This is a genomic window from Halorubrum orientale (genome assembly GCF_059623105.1).
Genome location: NZ_JBSPSR010000004.1, coordinates 67887 through 83146, shown reverse-complemented (window position 1 = coordinate 83146; position 15260 = coordinate 67887). Strand labels below are relative to the sequence as shown.

At 66.4% G+C, this 15260-nt stretch carries 16 protein-coding genes; 9 read left to right on the top strand and 7 right to left on the bottom strand.

The window, feature by feature from the left end; all coding sequences use genetic code 11:
• The first annotated feature begins 55 nt into the window (after window positions 1-55).
• Window positions 56-634: an HAD family hydrolase gene (locus tag ACWUI7_RS05265; RefSeq protein WP_496641452.1), complete on the top strand. Its 579-nt coding sequence runs from the start codon at window positions 56-58 to the stop codon at window positions 632-634.
• Between the two features lie 49 nt (window positions 635-683).
• Here the strand turns inward: ACWUI7_RS05265 and ACWUI7_RS05260 are convergent, their stop codons facing one another.
• On the bottom strand, window positions 684-983 hold the full coding sequence (locus ACWUI7_RS05260; protein WP_496641178.1) for a DUF5822 domain-containing protein: 300 nt from the start codon (window positions 981-983) through the stop codon (window positions 684-686).
• Between the two features lie 129 nt (window positions 984-1112).
• Here ACWUI7_RS05260 and panB point away from each other — a divergent pair, with 129 nt between their 5' ends.
• Entirely contained in the window at window positions 1113-1904 is a 792-nt protein-coding gene (panB, locus tag ACWUI7_RS05255; protein WP_496641177.1) for a 3-methyl-2-oxobutanoate hydroxymethyltransferase, read from the top strand.
• Window positions 1905-2499: 595 nt separating this feature from the next.
• Here panB and rpl12p read toward each other — a convergent pair.
• The 3 genes from rpl12p to ACWUI7_RS05240 are packed head-to-tail and all read right to left on the bottom strand — an operon-like array spanning window position 2500 to window position 4520.
• On the bottom strand, window positions 2500-2835 hold the full coding sequence (gene rpl12p / locus ACWUI7_RS05250) for a 50S ribosomal protein P1 (protein ID WP_496641176.1): 336 nt from the start codon (window positions 2833-2835) through the stop codon (window positions 2500-2502).
• Window positions 2836-2850: 15 nt separating this feature from the next.
• Window positions 2851-3885 carry a 50S ribosomal protein L10 gene (locus ACWUI7_RS05245; RefSeq protein WP_496641175.1) on the bottom strand — a complete coding sequence of 345 codons (1035 nt, stop codon included), beginning with the start codon at window positions 3883-3885 and terminating at the stop codon, window positions 2851-2853.
• The gene (locus ACWUI7_RS05240) at window positions 3882-4520 is read right to left on the bottom strand and encodes a 50S ribosomal protein L1 (RefSeq protein WP_496641174.1); all 639 of its coding nucleotides are present in this window, start codon (window positions 4518-4520) and stop codon (window positions 3882-3884) included. Before ACWUI7_RS05240 ends, ACWUI7_RS05245 begins: the two co-directional genes overlap by 4 nt.
• 426 nt (window positions 4521-4946) lie before the next feature.
• Between ACWUI7_RS05240 and ACWUI7_RS05235 the strand changes: the two genes are divergently transcribed.
• Together ACWUI7_RS05235 and ACWUI7_RS05230 are read left to right on the top strand one after the other, a co-directional pair.
• Window positions 4947-6491, top strand: coding sequence for an acyl-CoA carboxylase subunit beta (locus ACWUI7_RS05235; RefSeq protein WP_496641173.1), 1545 nt, complete (start codon window positions 4947-4949; stop codon window positions 6489-6491).
• A gap of 1 nt (window position 6492) precedes the next feature.
• On the top strand, window positions 6493-6876 hold the full coding sequence (locus ACWUI7_RS05230; protein ID WP_496641172.1) for a DUF8022 family protein: 384 nt from the start codon (window positions 6493-6495) through the stop codon (window positions 6874-6876).
• Window positions 6877-6883: 7 nt separating this feature from the next.
• Here ACWUI7_RS05230 and ACWUI7_RS05225 read toward each other — a convergent pair whose 3' ends face one another.
• Window positions 6884-7171 (bottom strand): DUF7987 family protein, encoded by a 288-nt coding sequence (locus ACWUI7_RS05225; RefSeq protein ID WP_496641171.1) that lies wholly within the window; start codon window positions 7169-7171, stop codon window positions 6884-6886.
• 84 nt (window positions 7172-7255) lie between these two features.
• On the opposite strand from ACWUI7_RS05225, the gene ACWUI7_RS05220 reads away from it, so the two are divergent.
• The 4 genes from ACWUI7_RS05220 (at window position 7256) to ACWUI7_RS05205 (ending at window position 10714) form a co-directional block, all read left to right on the top strand.
• Complete coding sequence (locus ACWUI7_RS05220; protein WP_496641170.1) at window positions 7256-9127, top strand: acetyl-CoA carboxylase biotin carboxylase subunit; 1872 nt, start codon at window positions 7256-7258, stop codon at window positions 9125-9127.
• A 38-nt stretch (window positions 9128-9165) separates the two neighbouring features.
• On the top strand, window positions 9166-9513 hold the full coding sequence (locus ACWUI7_RS05215) for a hypothetical protein (protein ID WP_496641169.1): 348 nt from the start codon (window positions 9166-9168) through the stop codon (window positions 9511-9513).
• Between the two features lie 53 nt (window positions 9514-9566).
• Window positions 9567-10031: a TRAM domain-containing protein gene (locus tag ACWUI7_RS05210; protein WP_496641168.1), complete on the top strand. Its 465-nt coding sequence runs from the start codon at window positions 9567-9569 to the stop codon at window positions 10029-10031.
• Between the two features lie 152 nt (window positions 10032-10183).
• Window positions 10184-10714: a Tfx family DNA-binding protein gene (locus tag ACWUI7_RS05205; RefSeq protein WP_496641167.1), complete on the top strand. Its 531-nt coding sequence runs from the start codon at window positions 10184-10186 to the stop codon at window positions 10712-10714.
• A 4-nt stretch (window positions 10715-10718) separates the two neighbouring features.
• On the opposite strand, the gene ACWUI7_RS05200 is transcribed toward ACWUI7_RS05205, so the two are convergent.
• Entirely contained in the window at window positions 10719-11759 is a 1041-nt protein-coding gene (locus ACWUI7_RS05200; RefSeq protein WP_496641166.1) for a succinylglutamate desuccinylase/aspartoacylase family protein, read from the bottom strand.
• 98 nt (window positions 11760-11857) lie between these two features.
• Here ACWUI7_RS05200 and ACWUI7_RS05195 point away from each other — a divergent pair, with 98 nt between their 5' ends.
• Window positions 11858-12685 (top strand): MBL fold metallo-hydrolase, encoded by an 828-nt coding sequence (locus ACWUI7_RS05195; RefSeq protein ID WP_496641451.1) that lies wholly within the window; start codon window positions 11858-11860, stop codon window positions 12683-12685.
• Here the strand turns inward: ACWUI7_RS05195 and ACWUI7_RS05190 are convergent, their stop codons facing one another.
• Entirely contained in the window at window positions 12686-15133 is a 2448-nt protein-coding gene (locus ACWUI7_RS05190) for a DEAD/DEAH box helicase (RefSeq protein WP_496641165.1), read from the bottom strand. It lies immediately after the preceding gene.
• Between the last annotated feature and the right edge of the window lie 127 nt (window positions 15134-15260).

The window sequence follows — 15260 nt, the reverse complement described above, 5'->3', positions numbered from 1 at the left end:
GAACGATGCCGAGCACCGATCTGAATTTGACGCTCCGTATGCAGCTGCGTCTGACATGTTCGACGCACAGGAGACAGCCGCGTCTGACGCGCTCCACGCACCAGACGCGGTCGTGTACGACCTCGACGGTACGCTTGTCGACCTCGCGGTCGACTGGGACGCGGTCGCCGACGACGTGATTGGCACCTACGCCGCCAACGCGCTCGTCGCTCCGACAGCGGACCTGTGGACCTTACTCGATGCGGCCGCCGACTACGGGGTCCACGATGCGGTCGAGGAGACGATCGCCGGCCACGAGCGCTCTGGCGCGCGCGCGTCCAACCGCCTCCCGCTCGGTGACTGGCTCGCGACCGGTGGTGCCGACCGACCGGTCGCTATCTGTTCGCTCAACTGCGAGGACGCCTGTCGGGTCGCCGTCGAGACGCACGACCTCGCGGATCACGTCGACGCCATCGTTGGTCGTGACACCGCAGCGACGCACAAACCCGAGCCAGAATCGTTGCTCGCGGCGATCGACGCGCTTGGTGTCGAGCCGGCACGGACGCTCTTCGTCGGGGATTCTGCGAGCGACCGACTCACCGCCGACCGGGCCGGCGTGCCCTTTGCGACCGTCTCTGAGGCGCTCGGTCGGTGAGCGACTCGGGGGGAGCTGGCGTCGGCTGCCGGCACACGCGCGTCGCCGACTACGCGTCGTCGCGGTCGTCGTCGGGACCGTCCCGCTCGGATTCCGACGCAGCTGGCGTGCCGCCGTCGCCCGCGTCCGTCCGCTTCGCGTAGGTCGCGACCGCTACCGCGGTGAGGAACCAGATCGGCGCGCCGACGCGCACGGCGAACGCGGCGCGGGCCCCCCACGTCTCCAGTGTGACGCCCGTCGAGAGCACGGCGACGACCGGGGCGCCGACGAGGATCGTCACCACGAACGTCGTCTGCATCACCCAGCCGTAGTCGACGCCCTCGACTTCGGTCCGTTCGACCGGTTGCACGCCTCAGCTACCGCCCCGGGGTGCATATCGGTGGCGGTCGTCGTCGACCGGCTCGAGGACTGGCCGTCGTGGTGACCCTTGACCGCGGGACCCCGCGGTTTTAATCGCCAGCGGACCCACGCTCGATCGATGACCACGACGCGGAGCCTCCGGGACCGCGAGGAGCCGATCACGATGCTCACGGCGTACGACGCCCCGACTGCCGCCATCGTCGACGAGGCGGGAATCGACGTCATCCTCGTCGGCGACAGCATGGGAAACGCCGTCATGGGATACGACTCGACACTGCCGGTGACGATGGCCGACGTGCGCGCCCGGACCGCGGCCGTCACGCGAACCGTCACAGACGCGCTTGTCGTCGCCGATATGCCGTTTCTCTCGTTTGGCGTCGACGAGGCCGACTCGATCCGCAATGCAGGCGCGCTGTTGGCCGAGGCGGGTGCCGACGCGGTGAAACTCGAGTGTGGACCACACACGGTCGAACTCACCCGGCGACTCACCGAACTCGGCATCCCCGTGATGGCACACCTCGGACTCACTCCACAGCGAGTCAACGAGCTCGGCGGGTACACGAAACAAGGCACCGACGAGGAGGCCGCCGCCGAGATCCTTGATCTCGCTGTCGAACACGAGGCCGCCGGTGCGTTCGCGCTCGTGATAGAACACGTCCCACCGGCGTTTGCAGCGACTGTGACGGACACGCTCGAGATCCCCACGATCGGCATCGGCGCGGGCCCCGACTGTGACGGGCAGGTGCTCGTGATAACTGACGTGATCGGGCTCAGTGAGTGGTCGCCGCCGTTCGCCGAGCAGTTCGGTGACGTCGGCGCCGAGATGCGGTCAGCCGTCGAACGCTACCAGGAGGCGGTCGAGACGGGTGCGTTCCCCGCAGGCGAGCAGGGTAGTGAGGCCGATGAGTGAGTGTGTCGTCGTCGACAGATCGTGTGGGGTCTCTTGAGTGACCGGAGGAGTCGCGTCAAGTGCGTGTGTGGGTGCTGTGTGATTGACCTGAGCAGTACGACCCTGTGACACCCAGACACCAAATCGCCACACCCTCCTCAATCCGTATGTGACAGTGGTAGTGCAACCAACAGGAACGCACGATATCCGGACACTACTTACGGCCACACCCTCCCCAGCCGATTCTATGTGTGTGGTGGCCGTGTGAACAACACGACCGCGCGACACGCGGGCGCAGTTTCAGCCACACCCTCCCCAGCCGATTCGCTCATATCCGTTGCTGTGGATGGTGCGACCGAGACGACCTACCAGCTCCGGACACTACATACCGCGCCACACCCTCCCCAGCCGATTCGCTCGGTCGCTTCGCTCCCTCGCTCATCCCTCGCACGCGCTCGTGAGGCCGCCTGCGGCGACCTCACGAGGCGCGCGCCACCGCTGCGGATGGATAGTCGGCTGGTACTGGTTCTCGGATGCGTGTCGACGACCGGCGCGGCCGCTCTGTGTCTGATAAAAATGTAGAACTGATCGAGTGGCGTGAGTCGGTGTCGCCGGCTCAGCCGAAGAGTTCGCCGAGACCCTCGCCGCCGGCCTCGTCGTCTTCGTCCTCGTCGTCGTCTTCGTCGGCCGCTTCCTCTTCGGCCTCCTCTTCGGCTTCCTCCTCGTCGGCCTCGGCGGCACCGCCTGCGCCTGCGGCCGCGCCCGCTGCGGGCGCCGCGGCGGCCGTCTCGACGGCTTCCTCGATGTCGACGTCCTCCAGCGCGGCGACGAGCGCCTTGACGCGGGATTCTTCGACGTCGACGCCGGCGGCCTCGAGCACGCCGGTGATGTTGTCCTCAGTGAGCGCTTCGCCTGCCTCGTTCAGGATGAGTGCTGCGTATACGTATTCCATTGGTGTATCCTCGTGTTATCCGAACATCGCGCCGAGTCCCTCGCCGCCGTCGTCGCCGTCGTCTTCGTCGGCGTCGTCGTCGGTCTCCTCGACGTCTTGGGTTGTCTCCTCGTCGGTGTCGTCGGCCGTGTCGGCTTCGGCCTCGGGGGCCGGGGCGGCTTCGACGCCCCGGAGCTCCTCGGGGAGCGCCTCGTCGTCGTCGATCGCCGCGGCGAGCGCGCGGAGCTGGGCGTCGGCTTTCCCGATCAGGTCGGGCACGACGTCCGGGCTCTCGATCTCGGCGAACAGCCCGACGGCCTTCGCCTCGCTCGACGCCTTCGCGAGCAGGGTGCCCGCGGTGGTTGCGGTCGGGTACGCCGCGTTGACGGAGAGGTTCCGTGCTGCGGCGGCTGCAGACTCGACGTCTGCGTGGTACTCGTCGACGTCGATTGCGAGCTCGTCCGGCTCGAAACGAACGCCCTCTGAGTACACGCCCTTCAGGTCGAGCCCGACTTCCTTCGGCTCGATGCCGAGCTCGGTGAGGACGTTCGCGAGGTCTTCGTCGACGACCTCCCCCTCTTCGAGGACCATGGAGTCCTCGGTGACGACGATGGATCCGTCCATGATGCGCGCAGCCGCGCCCACGGTCTGGAGCTCGCCGACGAAGGGCCCGGGGTCAACGCCAGTGTCACCTTCTGGAATGAGGATGTCGTTCGGGGCGACCTCACCGGCGTTAATCGGTGCCGGCGTCTTCGAGGCCTCAAGCTGTTTGTAGAGCCCGAACGGGTTGTCGTTGGTTCCGATGAGCGCCACCTGTCCGGCGACGGTGTCGGTCAGCTCGTCGACGCCATCGCCGACTGCCTCCAGCGCGCGCGTCATGAGCGTATTGCGGCTCATGCGCAGGTCGGCGGAGCCGTGGAGGTCACGGCGCATCGCCTGGAGCTGTCGGCTCGGGATGCCGGTGACGCCGACGACCCCGACGGAATTGAACGACTCGACGAAGTCGACGAGTTCGTTGACCTCCTCGCGCTTCCACTCCGGGATCGTCTCAGTCTGGCGAACGGAGCTCATACGGGCACCTCCATCGCGGGACCCATCGTGGTCTTCACGAAGATCCCGTCGATGTTGAGCGGCCCCTTCTCGAGGTCGGCCTCGAGCCGACGGACGATAACGTCGATGTTGTCAGCGATCGCATCGGCGGTCATGTCCTCGGCACCTACGCGCGTGTGGAACGTGCGCCGGTCTCTGGAGCGGAGCTGCACCGTGTTTTTCATTCGGTTGACGGTCTCGACGACGTCGTCGTCCGGCTGGAGTGGCGTCGGCATCTTACCGCGCGGACCAAGGACGGTACCAAGGTACCGACCGATGTCCTGCATCAGGTTGGCCTCGGCGACGAAGAAGTCGGTGTCGCCGGCCAGGTCCTTTGCGCGGTCGTCATCGTCACCGAGGTCGGCGAGTTCCTCGCTGTCGAGGACCTCGTCGGCGACGTCGGCGGCGCGGACGGCGGTCTCACCCTCCGCGAAGACGACGATGCGTGTCTCTTGTCCAGTTCCAGCCGGCAGCACGACGGACTCGTCGACGCGATTCGACGGATCGTTGAGGTCGAGGTCTCGCAGGTTGATGGCGAGGTCCACCGTCTCGCGGAAGTTCCGCTCTGGGGCCTCGTCGAGTGCGAGGGTCACGGCCTCTTGTATTGTGTCTGCCATTTTCACCTCCGTAGTACGCAGGTCGCTCCTACGGGTCAGTGAAACAGGCGAAGCCTGTCTCATCGGAGAGAGGCCCATCGGACGCTTAAAACCGTCGAAGCCCAGACGCCCGTGTGAGACACCCACAGCGGCGGTTTTCTTCGTGTGGCCGAAGCCACGCCGGCTCGCCGCTCGTTCGCCGACGTCGACGTCGACGCCTTTCCTGGAGCTAGGCCGATACCGATGCCTGCTTGACTCCGGTGCGCGAGATCCGACGGTGAACGACATAGCTGGCTAGTCGGGCACGTGCGTGAGTTGTTGGTGCATAGTGTGACTACCCACCACGATATTCGACGATCGTCTATTGGGTGTTCGTCGGAGAGGGGAATCCTTTTGCCGCCGCTCGCCGACCCCTCAGATAATGACGCAGGGTGGTCCGACGTGACGATGGAGGACCGGATAGAGGAGCTGCGGGACCGCCGTGAACGAGCCGCAAACGGCGGCGGCCAGGACCGGATCGACGCCCAACACGAGAAGGGGAAACTGACCGCCCGCGAGCGAATCGAGTACTTCGTCGATGACGGGACGTTCCATGAGTTTGACCAGTTCCGTACCCACCGGAACCACACTTTCGGGATGGAAGAACAGCAGCTTCCGGGCGACGGCGTCGTCACCGGATACGGCGAGGTGAACGGCCGAAAGACGTTCGTGTTCGCGCACGACTTCACTGTCTTCGGAGGCTCGCTCGGAGAGGTATTCGCCGAGAAAGTGTGTAAGCTGATGGATACGGCCGTTGAGGTTGGGGCCCCGATCGTCGGGCTCAACGATTCCGCGGGCGCGCGGATCCAGGAAGGCGTCGCCTCACTCGCCGGCTTCGCGGAGATCTTCCGACGGAACACCGAGGCCTCTGGGGTGGTTCCACAGATATCGGCGATCATGGGACCGTGTGCCGGTGGCGCCGTCTACTCGCCCGCCATCACTGACTTCACCTTCATGGTGAACGACACCTCTCACATGTTCATCACCGGCCCCGACGTCATCGAGACGGTCACCGGTGAAGAGGTGAGCTTCGAAGAACTCGGCGGCGCAGTCACCCACACCGGTACCTCCGGGGTCGCACACGTCGCCGAGGAGTCCGAGGAGGCCGCACTCGACAGCATCGCGCACCTGCTCTCGTACCTCCCGGCCAACAACGTCGAGGACCCGCCACGGGTCGAACCGTGGGACGACCCCGACCGAGCCGACGAGTCGCTGACGGCGGTGGTCCCGGACGCGCCGCGAAAGCCGTACGACATGCGCGAGGTAATCGACGGCGTCCTCGACGAAGGGTCGTTCTTCGAGGTCCACGCGAACTTCGCGTCGAACCTCCTCGTTGGGTTCGCCCGGCTCGATGGCCACTCCGTCGGTATCGTCGCAAACAACCCCCGCGTGAACGCCGGCACCCTCGACATCGAGGCCAGCCAGAAGGGTGCGCGATTCGTTCGGTTTTGTGACGCGTTCAACATCCCGATACTTACCTTCGAGGACGTGCCTGGGTTCATGCCTGGCACCGACCAGGAACACGGCGGGATCATCCGTCACGGTGCGAAGCTGCTGTACGCCTACGCTGAGGCGACTGTCCCTCTCCTGACCGTTATTACTCGCAAGGCGTACGGGGGTGCCTACTGTGTGATGGCGTCGAAACACCTCGGTGGTGACGTCAACTACGCCTGGCCCACCGCGGAGATCGCGGTGATGGGGCCACAGGGCGCGGTAAACGTGCTCTACCGCGAGGAACTCGCGGCGGCCGAAGACACCGAAGCACACCGCCAGGAGCTCATCGAAGAGTATCGCGAAGAGTTCGCGAATCCCTACACCGCCGCCGACCGCGGATTCGTCGACGACGTGATCGAACCGACCGAAACCCGCGCTCGGCTGATCGACGACCTCGAGATGCTGCGCGGTAAACGCGCCGAGAACCCTGAAAAGAAACACGGCAACCTGCCGATCTGAGATGGCCGTCGACGACATCGAACACAGTGACGACGACACCGCCCCCGGCGACGACGACACCGCCCCCGGCGACGACACTGATCACGACGACCGAACCACCACGTCGACGCCAGCGGTGGGTGCGGGTACACCAGACAACATCCGGTTCTCGCCGGCTCCGACTCCAGACGAAGCGGCGGCCATCGCCGCCGTGATAGCCGCCCACCGTCACGACCGCGCCGTGGCCGCGGCGGCGGCAGCTACCGACGGGCACGTCGACGAGTGGACCGATCGTCGCTGGAGCTTTGCGGGACGGCTGTCGGCCGTCCGCGGCCGCCCGGCGCGGGTTCCGGAGACCGCGCCCTCGGACCCTTGGACGGCTGCCGGCCGGAGCGACCGGTTCTGATCAGGGATTAGTGCAGGTCCTCGCCCTCGTCGACGGCCGATGCGGACCCCTCGCCCGAGACGGGGCTGTCTGTTGTCTCTCCCACTCGGTCTGATTCTTCATCTGCTGCCGAGGACGACCCGCCACGAACCGCACGCACGACCGTGTTGAGCCCGATCGGCGCGACGATCGCGAGTCCGACGAGGACGCCTACACGGACCACGATCGAGAGGTCCGTCGCCACGGAGAGCCCGAGGTAGACGGCACCGCCGAGGAGCACCGCCGGCAACATGTACGGATTCTCTGCTGCGAGCATCGATAGCCAGTCGCTCGATTGGCATCGACTTAACGGCCGCGGACCGACAGAGTGAGGTTTCCCTTCCGAGAAGTGGGCGGCACGATGTTCGACACGGTACTGGTCGCGAATCGCGGCGAGATCGCCGTCCGCGTGATGCGGGCCTGCGCCGAACTCGGTGTCGAGACGGTCGCCGTCTACAGCGACGCGGATGCCGATGCCGGCCACGTGCGCGCCGCCGACCAGGCGTACAACGTCGGCCCAGCGCGCGCGGCCGACTCGTACCTCGACGGCGAGGCGATCGTTGAGGCCGCGCTGGCAGCGGATGCCGACGCGATCCACCCCGGGTACGGCTTCCTTGCGGAGAACGCCGCGTTTGCCGCCCGAGTCGAAGAAACTGATGGGCTCACGTGGGTTGGCCCGTCGAGCGACGCGATGACCAAACTTGGCGAGAAGACCGCCGCTCGCCGGGTGATGGCTGGCGCCGACGTGCCGATCGTCCCCGGGACGACGGAGCCGATCGACGATGTCGACGCCGTCCACACGTTCGGCGAGACCCACGGCTACCCAATCGCGATCAAAGCTGAGGGCGGCGGCGGCGGCCGCGGGATGAAGATCGTCACGGAACCAGCGAAGGCTGGGACACAACTCGAGGCGGCGCGCCGTGAAGGCGAGGCATACTTTTCGAACGATGCCGTCTACCTTGAGCGCTATCTCGAGACGCCGCGGCACGTGGAGGTTCAGGTGATCGCGGACACCGATGCCAGCGACGACGGCGAGCCACGGGTCGTCCACCTCGGTGAGCGCGACTGCTCGCTACAACGCCGCCACCAGAAGGTGATAGAAGAGGGACCGTCCCCGGCGCTCTCCGACGCCCTGCGCGAGCGCATCGGGAGGGCGGCTCGCCGAGGCGTCGCCGCCGCCGGCTACACCAACGCCGGGACCGTCGAGTTCCTCGTCGAAGAGGACCCCGACCGCGACCCCGATGAGCCGCTCGGCCCAGAGACCCCGTTTTATTTCCTCGAAGTCAACACTCGTATTCAGGTCGAACACACCGTCACCGAGGCGCTCACCGGGATCGATATCGTCAAAGAACAGCTCCGGATCGCGGCCAGCGACGGGTTGACGCTCGACCAGTCGGCCGTCTCGATCGATGGCCACGCGATAGAGTTCCGGATCAACGCCGAGGACGCGGCTGCCGACTTTCAGCCGGCGAGTGAGGGTCGTCTCGATGTGTACGACCCACCGGGTGGCATCGGCGTCCGCGTCGACGACGCGCTCCGGCAGGGTGACGAACTCGTCACCGACTACGACTCCATGATCGCGAAGCTGATCGTGTGGGGGGCCGACCGCGAGGAGTGTCTCGCACGCTCCCGGCGGGCACTCGCGGAGTACGCCATCGAGGGCGTCGTGACGATCGTCCCGTTTCACCGACTGATGATCGACGACGACCGGTTCCGTGCGGGCACCCACACGACGAAGTACCTAGACGAGTCCGTCGACGCCGACCGGATAGCCGAGGCCCAGACGCGGTGGGGAACGTCCACCGCTCCGACCGAGGCGTCAGACGACGCTGCCGCGACCGAGCGATCGTACACCGTCGAGGTGAACGGGAAGCGATTCGACGTCGAGTTGGCGGCCCACGACACACCGCCGATCGATCCCGGTGAGACGGGCGACACTGCCCCGGCGCCGTCACCTGAACGACCCTCGCGAGAGCCGGGCACCGACGACGGTCCGTCGAGCTCCGAGGTCGGTGACGGCGGCGAGACGATCGACGCCGAGATGCAGGGGACGATCCTCTCGGTCGAAGTCGCCGAAGGCGACACGGTCGCCGCCGGCGACGTCGTCTGCGTGTTGGAGGCGATGAAGATGGAAAACGACGTTGTGGCCGACCGCGGTGGCACCGTCGCCGGCGTCCACGTCGCGGTGGGTGACAGCGTCGATATGGACGAGGTCCTCGTCGTTCTCGAGTAACCGACGGGATTTAACGGGCTGCCCGAGAACGGCGGGACATGGAGCCGGCCGACGACTGGCGGGCAGCGATCGTGGAGGCCGGAGAGCTCACCGGCCCGATCGCAGCCGCGATCGTCGCCGACCACGGCGACCGCGGCCAGCGTGCCCTTGAGGCCGTCGCTGAGGGGCGCGTGAAACGATATCGCGATTTTACTATCGTCGTCGGCCACGAGGACGAGTACGTCGTTGAGGACGGGGCGTGTGACTGTGCCGATGCGACGTACAACCTCGACCCCGACGACCCGATGGCACGGTGCTGGCACGCCATCGCCGTCGACGTCGCCGAGGCAGTCGGGGCGGTCGACTACCACGACATGTGGTACTCCGAGGTCCGCGAGTTCCTCTAGTATCGGCTCTGAGACCCGAAAACGTTTACAACGGCGGCCGGTCTCCCTCCTGTATGGCGGACTGTCCACTCGCCGACGACTGCCCCAGCTTCGACGAACGAATCCAGGGGATGGGGTGTCAACACTACGGCAACAAAGGCGGTGCCGAGTGGTGTAATCACTATGACATGCCGATATACGAGCTCAAACAGCAGCCGGTCCAGCCCGGTGAGGAGGTCGTCGTCGAGGTCGACGACATCCACGAGAGCGGTGCCGGTGTCGGTCGCACCGAGGACGGGTTCATCGTGCTTGTCGATGGCCTGCTCCCGCCGGCCCGCGCAGTCGTGGCGATACACCGGGTCAAATCGAGCCACGCGACGGCAAAGGAGGTCGTCGAACGGCTTCCCGACGAACCGGCTGACGGCGACGACATAGAAGAACCCGCTGACGCGGAGGCCGACGAGACGGACGGCACAGACGATACGCGATCCAGCGGCCGAGAGCGGCTCGGCAGCCGCGAGAACTTCTGGGGCCGCTAGCCTCGTTCGGGGCGCGGCTCGCCTACGGACAGTCCATACGCCGCCGATTTGCGGCCCAGCCAAACACCCTGGGGCCTCTCGATGCACCTGTCTTCTGATCGACTGATCGCTCCGATCCACCGTTTTTTCACCGATGCCGCCCTACGTCTGGTATGGTCGCAGACGATGCCTCGCCCGCCCCCGACGACGGCGAGACCGACAGCGCCGGTCGACCGGCGAAGCCCCCGGACCCCGAAGACGTCGACGCAGCGGCGTTGTTGGCCCACGCCGGGTTCGACGCCGACGCGGGTGTGCTCACCGAACGCCAGGCCGAGGTGCTCGCGCTCCGCGAGCAGGGGCTCAGACAGGCCGTCATCGCCGAGCGCCTCGGGACCTCCCGAGCGAACGTCTCGAGCGTCGAGGCGAGCGCGCGGGACAATGTCGAGCGGGCCCGAGAAACGGTGGCGTTCGCCGAGGCGCTTGCCGCGCCCGTCCACGTCGAAATCCCCCCGGGGACCGACCTCTATGACGCCCCAAAGCGCGTGTACGACGCCTGTGATGCGGCCGGCGTGAAAGTGAACAAGACGGCTCCCGACCTGATGAAGACGATCGGTGACCGCGCCGGCGACGCGGTGTACGGCCGCGAGGTCCGCGAACAACTGTACGTTACGGTCGGCGCCGACGGCCAGATACGAGTGCGGTGAGCCGTCAGTCGTCGATCCGCTCGGCGACGCCAACGAGCGTTGCGCCGGCTGTGACGGTCGCATCGCGGGCCACGGTGTAAACGATCCCGTCCCGGTCGGCGACTGGTCGCTGGAGCGTCTCAAACGTTGTCGGGTCGTACACCTCTCCAAGCGCGTCGCCGACAGCCACCGAGTCCCCGATCGCGAGCCCGGCTGCCGGGCGGAACAACCCAGAGTCGACAGCGGTGACTCTGCCGAGGTGGTTGCGTGCGACGGTGCCGTCCCACGGCTCCGGCTCACCGTCGAGTGCGCCCACCGACTCGAACACGCCGATGACTCCCTTGACACCCGTCTCGACGGCTGATTCGACGAGTTGTCGGCTGTGGGCGAGTTCTGGCGTAATCGTCGGTATTCCACGCCGGCTGGCGGCGACGCGTAGCTTTCCGTCGAAGTTTCGCTCGCTCCACTCCGTGTCGGCGTCGTCGCCTGCGGCCTCGGCTAACAACAGGTCGGTCCCGAACGCCTCGGCGAGCCGACGGCAGTCGGCGTCACCTCGGAGGTAGACCGTGTGGGTAAGCATCTCAGAGGACCCTGTGTGGAGGTCGACGACGGCGTCTGCGTCTCGCACGAACCGCCAGAGCCGGGCGGCCATCCGCTCATGGAGGGTTCCGTCTTCATCTCCGGGCCAACACCGATTCATGTTCGGCGACACCGAGTCGAGCACTTCGGGAGTCGTGTACGAGACGTGATCGAACGTCAGTGGGTCTGCGACAGGAACCGAGACGAGCGTTCCGGTGAGGGCTCCGTCGTCAGCTTCGTGACCGTCGTCCGTCACCGACCCGTTGACCAGTCGGTCGTGGAGTCGACGCAAGACGGCCGTCCCGTTCACCTCACGTCCGTGTTGGGCCGCTTGCGCGTAGACGACGGGGCCGGCGTCGTCGGGGACGACGAGCGTGGGGCCGCCCTCGCCGTCGACGAGCGTTCCTTCGCCGTAGACGTGAACGGTCGTGCGAATTGGCACACCCGAAGGAAGTCGGGCGAGAACCAGCGTGCTGCTGTCGTGCATATCGCGGGGCTCGGGCGGTGGCGGGTTATACGTTGGGTGTCGGTACGCGACCGCCGACCACCGACGCTAAGTCCGTGTGGGATGGAGCGTGTGACGAGATGCGGGTCACGCTGCTCGGTACAGGAGACACGACGGGGACGCCGACCGTGGGGTGTGCGTGTGCTACCTGCGAGGCGGCCCGCGAGCGCGGGGTCTCTCGGTCGCGCTTCTCGGTCCACGTCGCCAACGAACGGACTGGCGAGTCGCTACTCATCGATTTTAGCCCCGACTTCCGCCGGCAGTTTTTGGACCACGACGTGGCACTCCCGGACGCCGGGCTCGTCACGCACATCCACTTCGACCACCTCGACGGCCTCGGCAACGTCTATCGGCTCGTCGACGGCCTCCCAGTGCACGCACCGAGCGAGACCGACCCTGCGACGAACGAGAGCGTCGCCGAGACAATACGCCGGAAGTACGACTACCTCGGCGACCGGATCAGCGTTCAAGCGCGCGAGCCGTTCGCGCCCTTCGAGACGTGCGGATTACGGGTGCAGTTTGTCCCTGTCGACCACCCGCCGCTCCGGTGTTTCGGGCTCGTCGTCGTTGACCCCGAGACGGGCGCGAAGCTCTCGCTCACCGGTGACACGAGTTACGACATTCCCGCTCGGTCGCGGACGGCCCTCGCCAACGCCGACCTCCTCTTAGCGGACGCGATCGTCCCGGCGTCAGCGTGTGCGAGCCACCCGATCGGGGGCCGTCACGAGACCGACGCCGGCGTCCCCCGCACGTTCGGCACGAAGCACATGACCCGAGAGGGCGCGCTCGAACTTGCCACAGAGCTCAAGGCCGACCAGACCCGGCTCGTCCACCTCGCGCACTACTACCCGCCCGACGAGGCCTTCGAGGAGCCGCTCGCGGTCGACGGCGAGACGTACGAGCTGTGATCACTCACCCGCGTCGTACGCGCTCGCGACGACCTCACGGATTCGCTCGGCCGTCACCTCGCCCACGCCGTCGACCTCCTGCAGGCGCTCCTCGTCGGCAGTCATCACCGCCTCGACCGAGCCGAAGGCTTCGAGAAGCGATCGGGCAGTCACCGGACCGATGTCGGCGATAGCAGAAACGACGTACTCCTGTTGTTCCGTGCGGGTCTTCGTCGTCTTCTCGCCGTGGACGCTCACCTCGCGGTCCCGCGTCTCCTGCTCACGGCGAGCGATAGTCGCGAGCAGGGCGGTGGTGTCGGCCTCGCTCTCGGTCCGGAGCACGCTCACCCCGAAGTCGACTGCGAGTGACGCAAGCGCGCCGCGAATCGCGTTCGGCTCAACGTTGCGCTGGCCGTAGAGGTTCGATCCCTCAACGACGACCGTCGGTCTGGCGTACGCACGTGAGAGCTCGCCAACCTGCGTGAACAGCGACCGGTCCGCATCGAGTACAGAGTCGACGAAGTCGGCTGCCGACTTGCGTTCGACGGCGACACGGTCAGAGAGCACGTAGTCGCCCACCGCCAGCGTCTCGAGCCGCGTGGTAAGCCCATCCCACGTCGAGAGGTCCTTCGCGATCGTGGAGTCGAGCTCGCGCTGATCGACAACGACCTCAACACCCGTCTCGCGGCCGGCGGTTGCGACGATGCCGTCGTCGCTATCGTCTACTGCATCGACCGCGTCGCTGTCGTCTGTTCCGTCGCCTGCGCCACCTCCGGCGTTTTCACGGCTTTCTGCGGCGAAGTCGATGAGGCCGGCGTCGGTCGCCGCCGTGTCGCTCCCCTCGTCGTCGGCTGGGTGGTCCGCCGCCTGCTCGTCGGTGGCCTCGGCGAACACGTCGAGACCGGCCTGGCCGTCGTCGACGGCGGCCTCAACGTCGTCGGTGGCGGCTTTGAGCTCGGCGAGCTGTTGGGTCATTTGTTTTTCCCGCCGCTTCGAGATCCAAAAGAACGCCTCGTCGCGGGTGTCTTCGGCCATGAGCACGACGACCTGTCCTTCAGCCTGCCGGCCAGTCCGTCCCTTGCGCTGGATCGACCGGATCGCCGTCGGCACCGGCTCGTAAAAACAGACGAGGTCGACCTCGGGGACGTCGAGGCCCTCCTCGGCGACGCTCGTCGAGACGAGCACCTCGAACGCCCCGTCGCGGAAGTCATCGAGCGTCTCCTGCTGTTGAGTCTGGGTCATCCCGTCGGAGCCTTCTTTATCACCTTGACCGACGAACTTGTGGACGTCGAAGCTGGCGTCGAGAAACTCGACGAGCGCCTCCGCGGTGTCGCGCGACTCGGTGAACAGGATCGCTCGGTCGCCGCCCTGAATGCCCAGCGTCTCCGCGAGTAAGATCCGCGCCTTCGAGAACTTTGGATGGAGGCCGTCGAACGACTCGGCCTTTCGCATCGCGGCTCGGACCCGCGGGTCTGCGACCATCCGTTGGCTCGCCTTCGAGGCGCCGGACGAGCGCGCAGCCTCGCGCTGGCGCTCGAAGTAGCGTCTGACCGACTCTACCGACTGCGTCTCGACGAGCTCGACGGCGCGACGGAGCTTCATCACCTCCGCGTGCGTGGACATCCCGGTGTACCCATCGGACTGGTCGTTATCCATCATCTGTTTGAGCTGGCCACGCATTCGGTTGAGGTCGCGCTGTGAGAGGTCCGGGCTCGTCTTGTTCGTCACCCCGAGCCCTTTCAACGACTCCAGTCGGTCGGTTATCACCTCGTTTAGCGCGTCGCGGATCTCGAGTACCGGCTCGGGGAGCGTCACCCGATCCCAGCGGACGTCCGTGTCGTGGGTGTACTCGTCGACATCGGCGTCCGCCTCAGTCATCACCTCGACGTTCTGGAGCCCGAGATTCTCACAGACGGTCTCGATCTCGTCTGTGTCGCCGCCCGGTGAGGCCGACATACCGGTCACGAGCGGGTCGGCGGCGTCAGCGTGGTAGCGCTCCGCGATGTAGACGTACGCGTAGTCGCCCGTGCCGCGGTGACACTCGTCGAACGTGATGTGGGTGACATTTTGCACGCTAATCCGGTTCCCGACGAGGTCGTTCTCGACGACCTGTGGGGTCGCGATCACGACGCGAGCGTCGTCCCAGACCGCAGCACGGTCGTCGGGCGACACCTCACCGGTGAACACGGCGATCTCGTCGTCGGAGATCGAAAGCGCCTCCCGATAGAACTCGGCGTGCTGTTGTACCAACGGCTTCGTCGGCGCCAACAACAGTGCGGTTCCGCCGGCCTCGTGGAGTCGTCGGGCCGTGACGAGTAGACTCACGGTCGTCTTACCGAGGCCGGTCGGCAGACACACGAGTGTGTGGGCTTCGCCCGCCGCATCGGCCAGCTGGAGCTGGTATCGGCGACGCTCGAGGAAGCCATCGACTACCAGCGGATGTGTCAACCCATCAGCCTCGGTCGCCATCACCCAATCTTCGGCGTGCTCCGTCTAAAGGGTTCGCGAAGCAAGGTGGAAGTGATCTCGCGAGGTGACCGTGTCCGCTTGGAGGGTCACCGGTCGTCGGACTCATCGGGTCGGCGGTCCTCGGGTA

Coding starts and splice junctions, on each gene's coding strand:
- ACWUI7_RS05265 (WP_496641452.1), top strand. CDS start 56: ATGTTCGACGCACAGGAGACAGCCGCGTCTGACGCGCTCCACGCACCA.
- panB (WP_496641177.1), top strand. CDS start 1,113: ATGACCACGACGCGGAGCCTCCGGGACCGCGAGGAGCCGATCACGATG.
- rpl12p (WP_496641176.1), bottom strand. CDS start 2,835: ATGGAATACGTATACGCAGCACTCATCCTGAACGAGGCAGGCGAAGCG.
- ACWUI7_RS05245 (WP_496641175.1), bottom strand. CDS start 3,885: ATGAGCTCCGTTCGCCAGACTGAGACGATCCCGGAGTGGAAGCGCGAG.
- ACWUI7_RS05240 (WP_496641174.1), bottom strand. CDS start 4,520: ATGGCAGACACAATACAAGAGGCCGTGACCCTCGCACTCGACGAGGCC.
- ACWUI7_RS05235 (WP_496641173.1), top strand. CDS start 4,947: ATGGAGGACCGGATAGAGGAGCTGCGGGACCGCCGTGAACGAGCCGCA.
- ACWUI7_RS05230 (WP_496641172.1), top strand. CDS start 6,493: ATGGCCGTCGACGACATCGAACACAGTGACGACGACACCGCCCCCGGC.
- ACWUI7_RS05225 (WP_496641171.1), bottom strand. CDS start 7,171: ATGCTCGCAGCAGAGAATCCGTACATGTTGCCGGCGGTGCTCCTCGGC.
- ACWUI7_RS05220 (WP_496641170.1), top strand. CDS start 7,256: ATGTTCGACACGGTACTGGTCGCGAATCGCGGCGAGATCGCCGTCCGC.
- ACWUI7_RS05215 (WP_496641169.1), top strand. CDS start 9,166: ATGGAGCCGGCCGACGACTGGCGGGCAGCGATCGTGGAGGCCGGAGAG.
- ACWUI7_RS05210 (WP_496641168.1), top strand. CDS start 9,567: ATGGCGGACTGTCCACTCGCCGACGACTGCCCCAGCTTCGACGAACGA.
- ACWUI7_RS05205 (WP_496641167.1), top strand. CDS start 10,184: ATGGTCGCAGACGATGCCTCGCCCGCCCCCGACGACGGCGAGACCGAC.
- ACWUI7_RS05200 (WP_496641166.1), bottom strand. CDS start 11,759: ATGCACGACAGCAGCACGCTGGTTCTCGCCCGACTTCCTTCGGGTGTG.
- ACWUI7_RS05195 (WP_496641451.1), top strand. CDS start 11,858: ATGCGGGTCACGCTGCTCGGTACAGGAGACACGACGGGGACGCCGACC.
- ACWUI7_RS05190 (WP_496641165.1), bottom strand. CDS start 15,133: ATGGCGACCGAGGCTGATGGGTTGACACATCCGCTGGTAGTCGATGGC.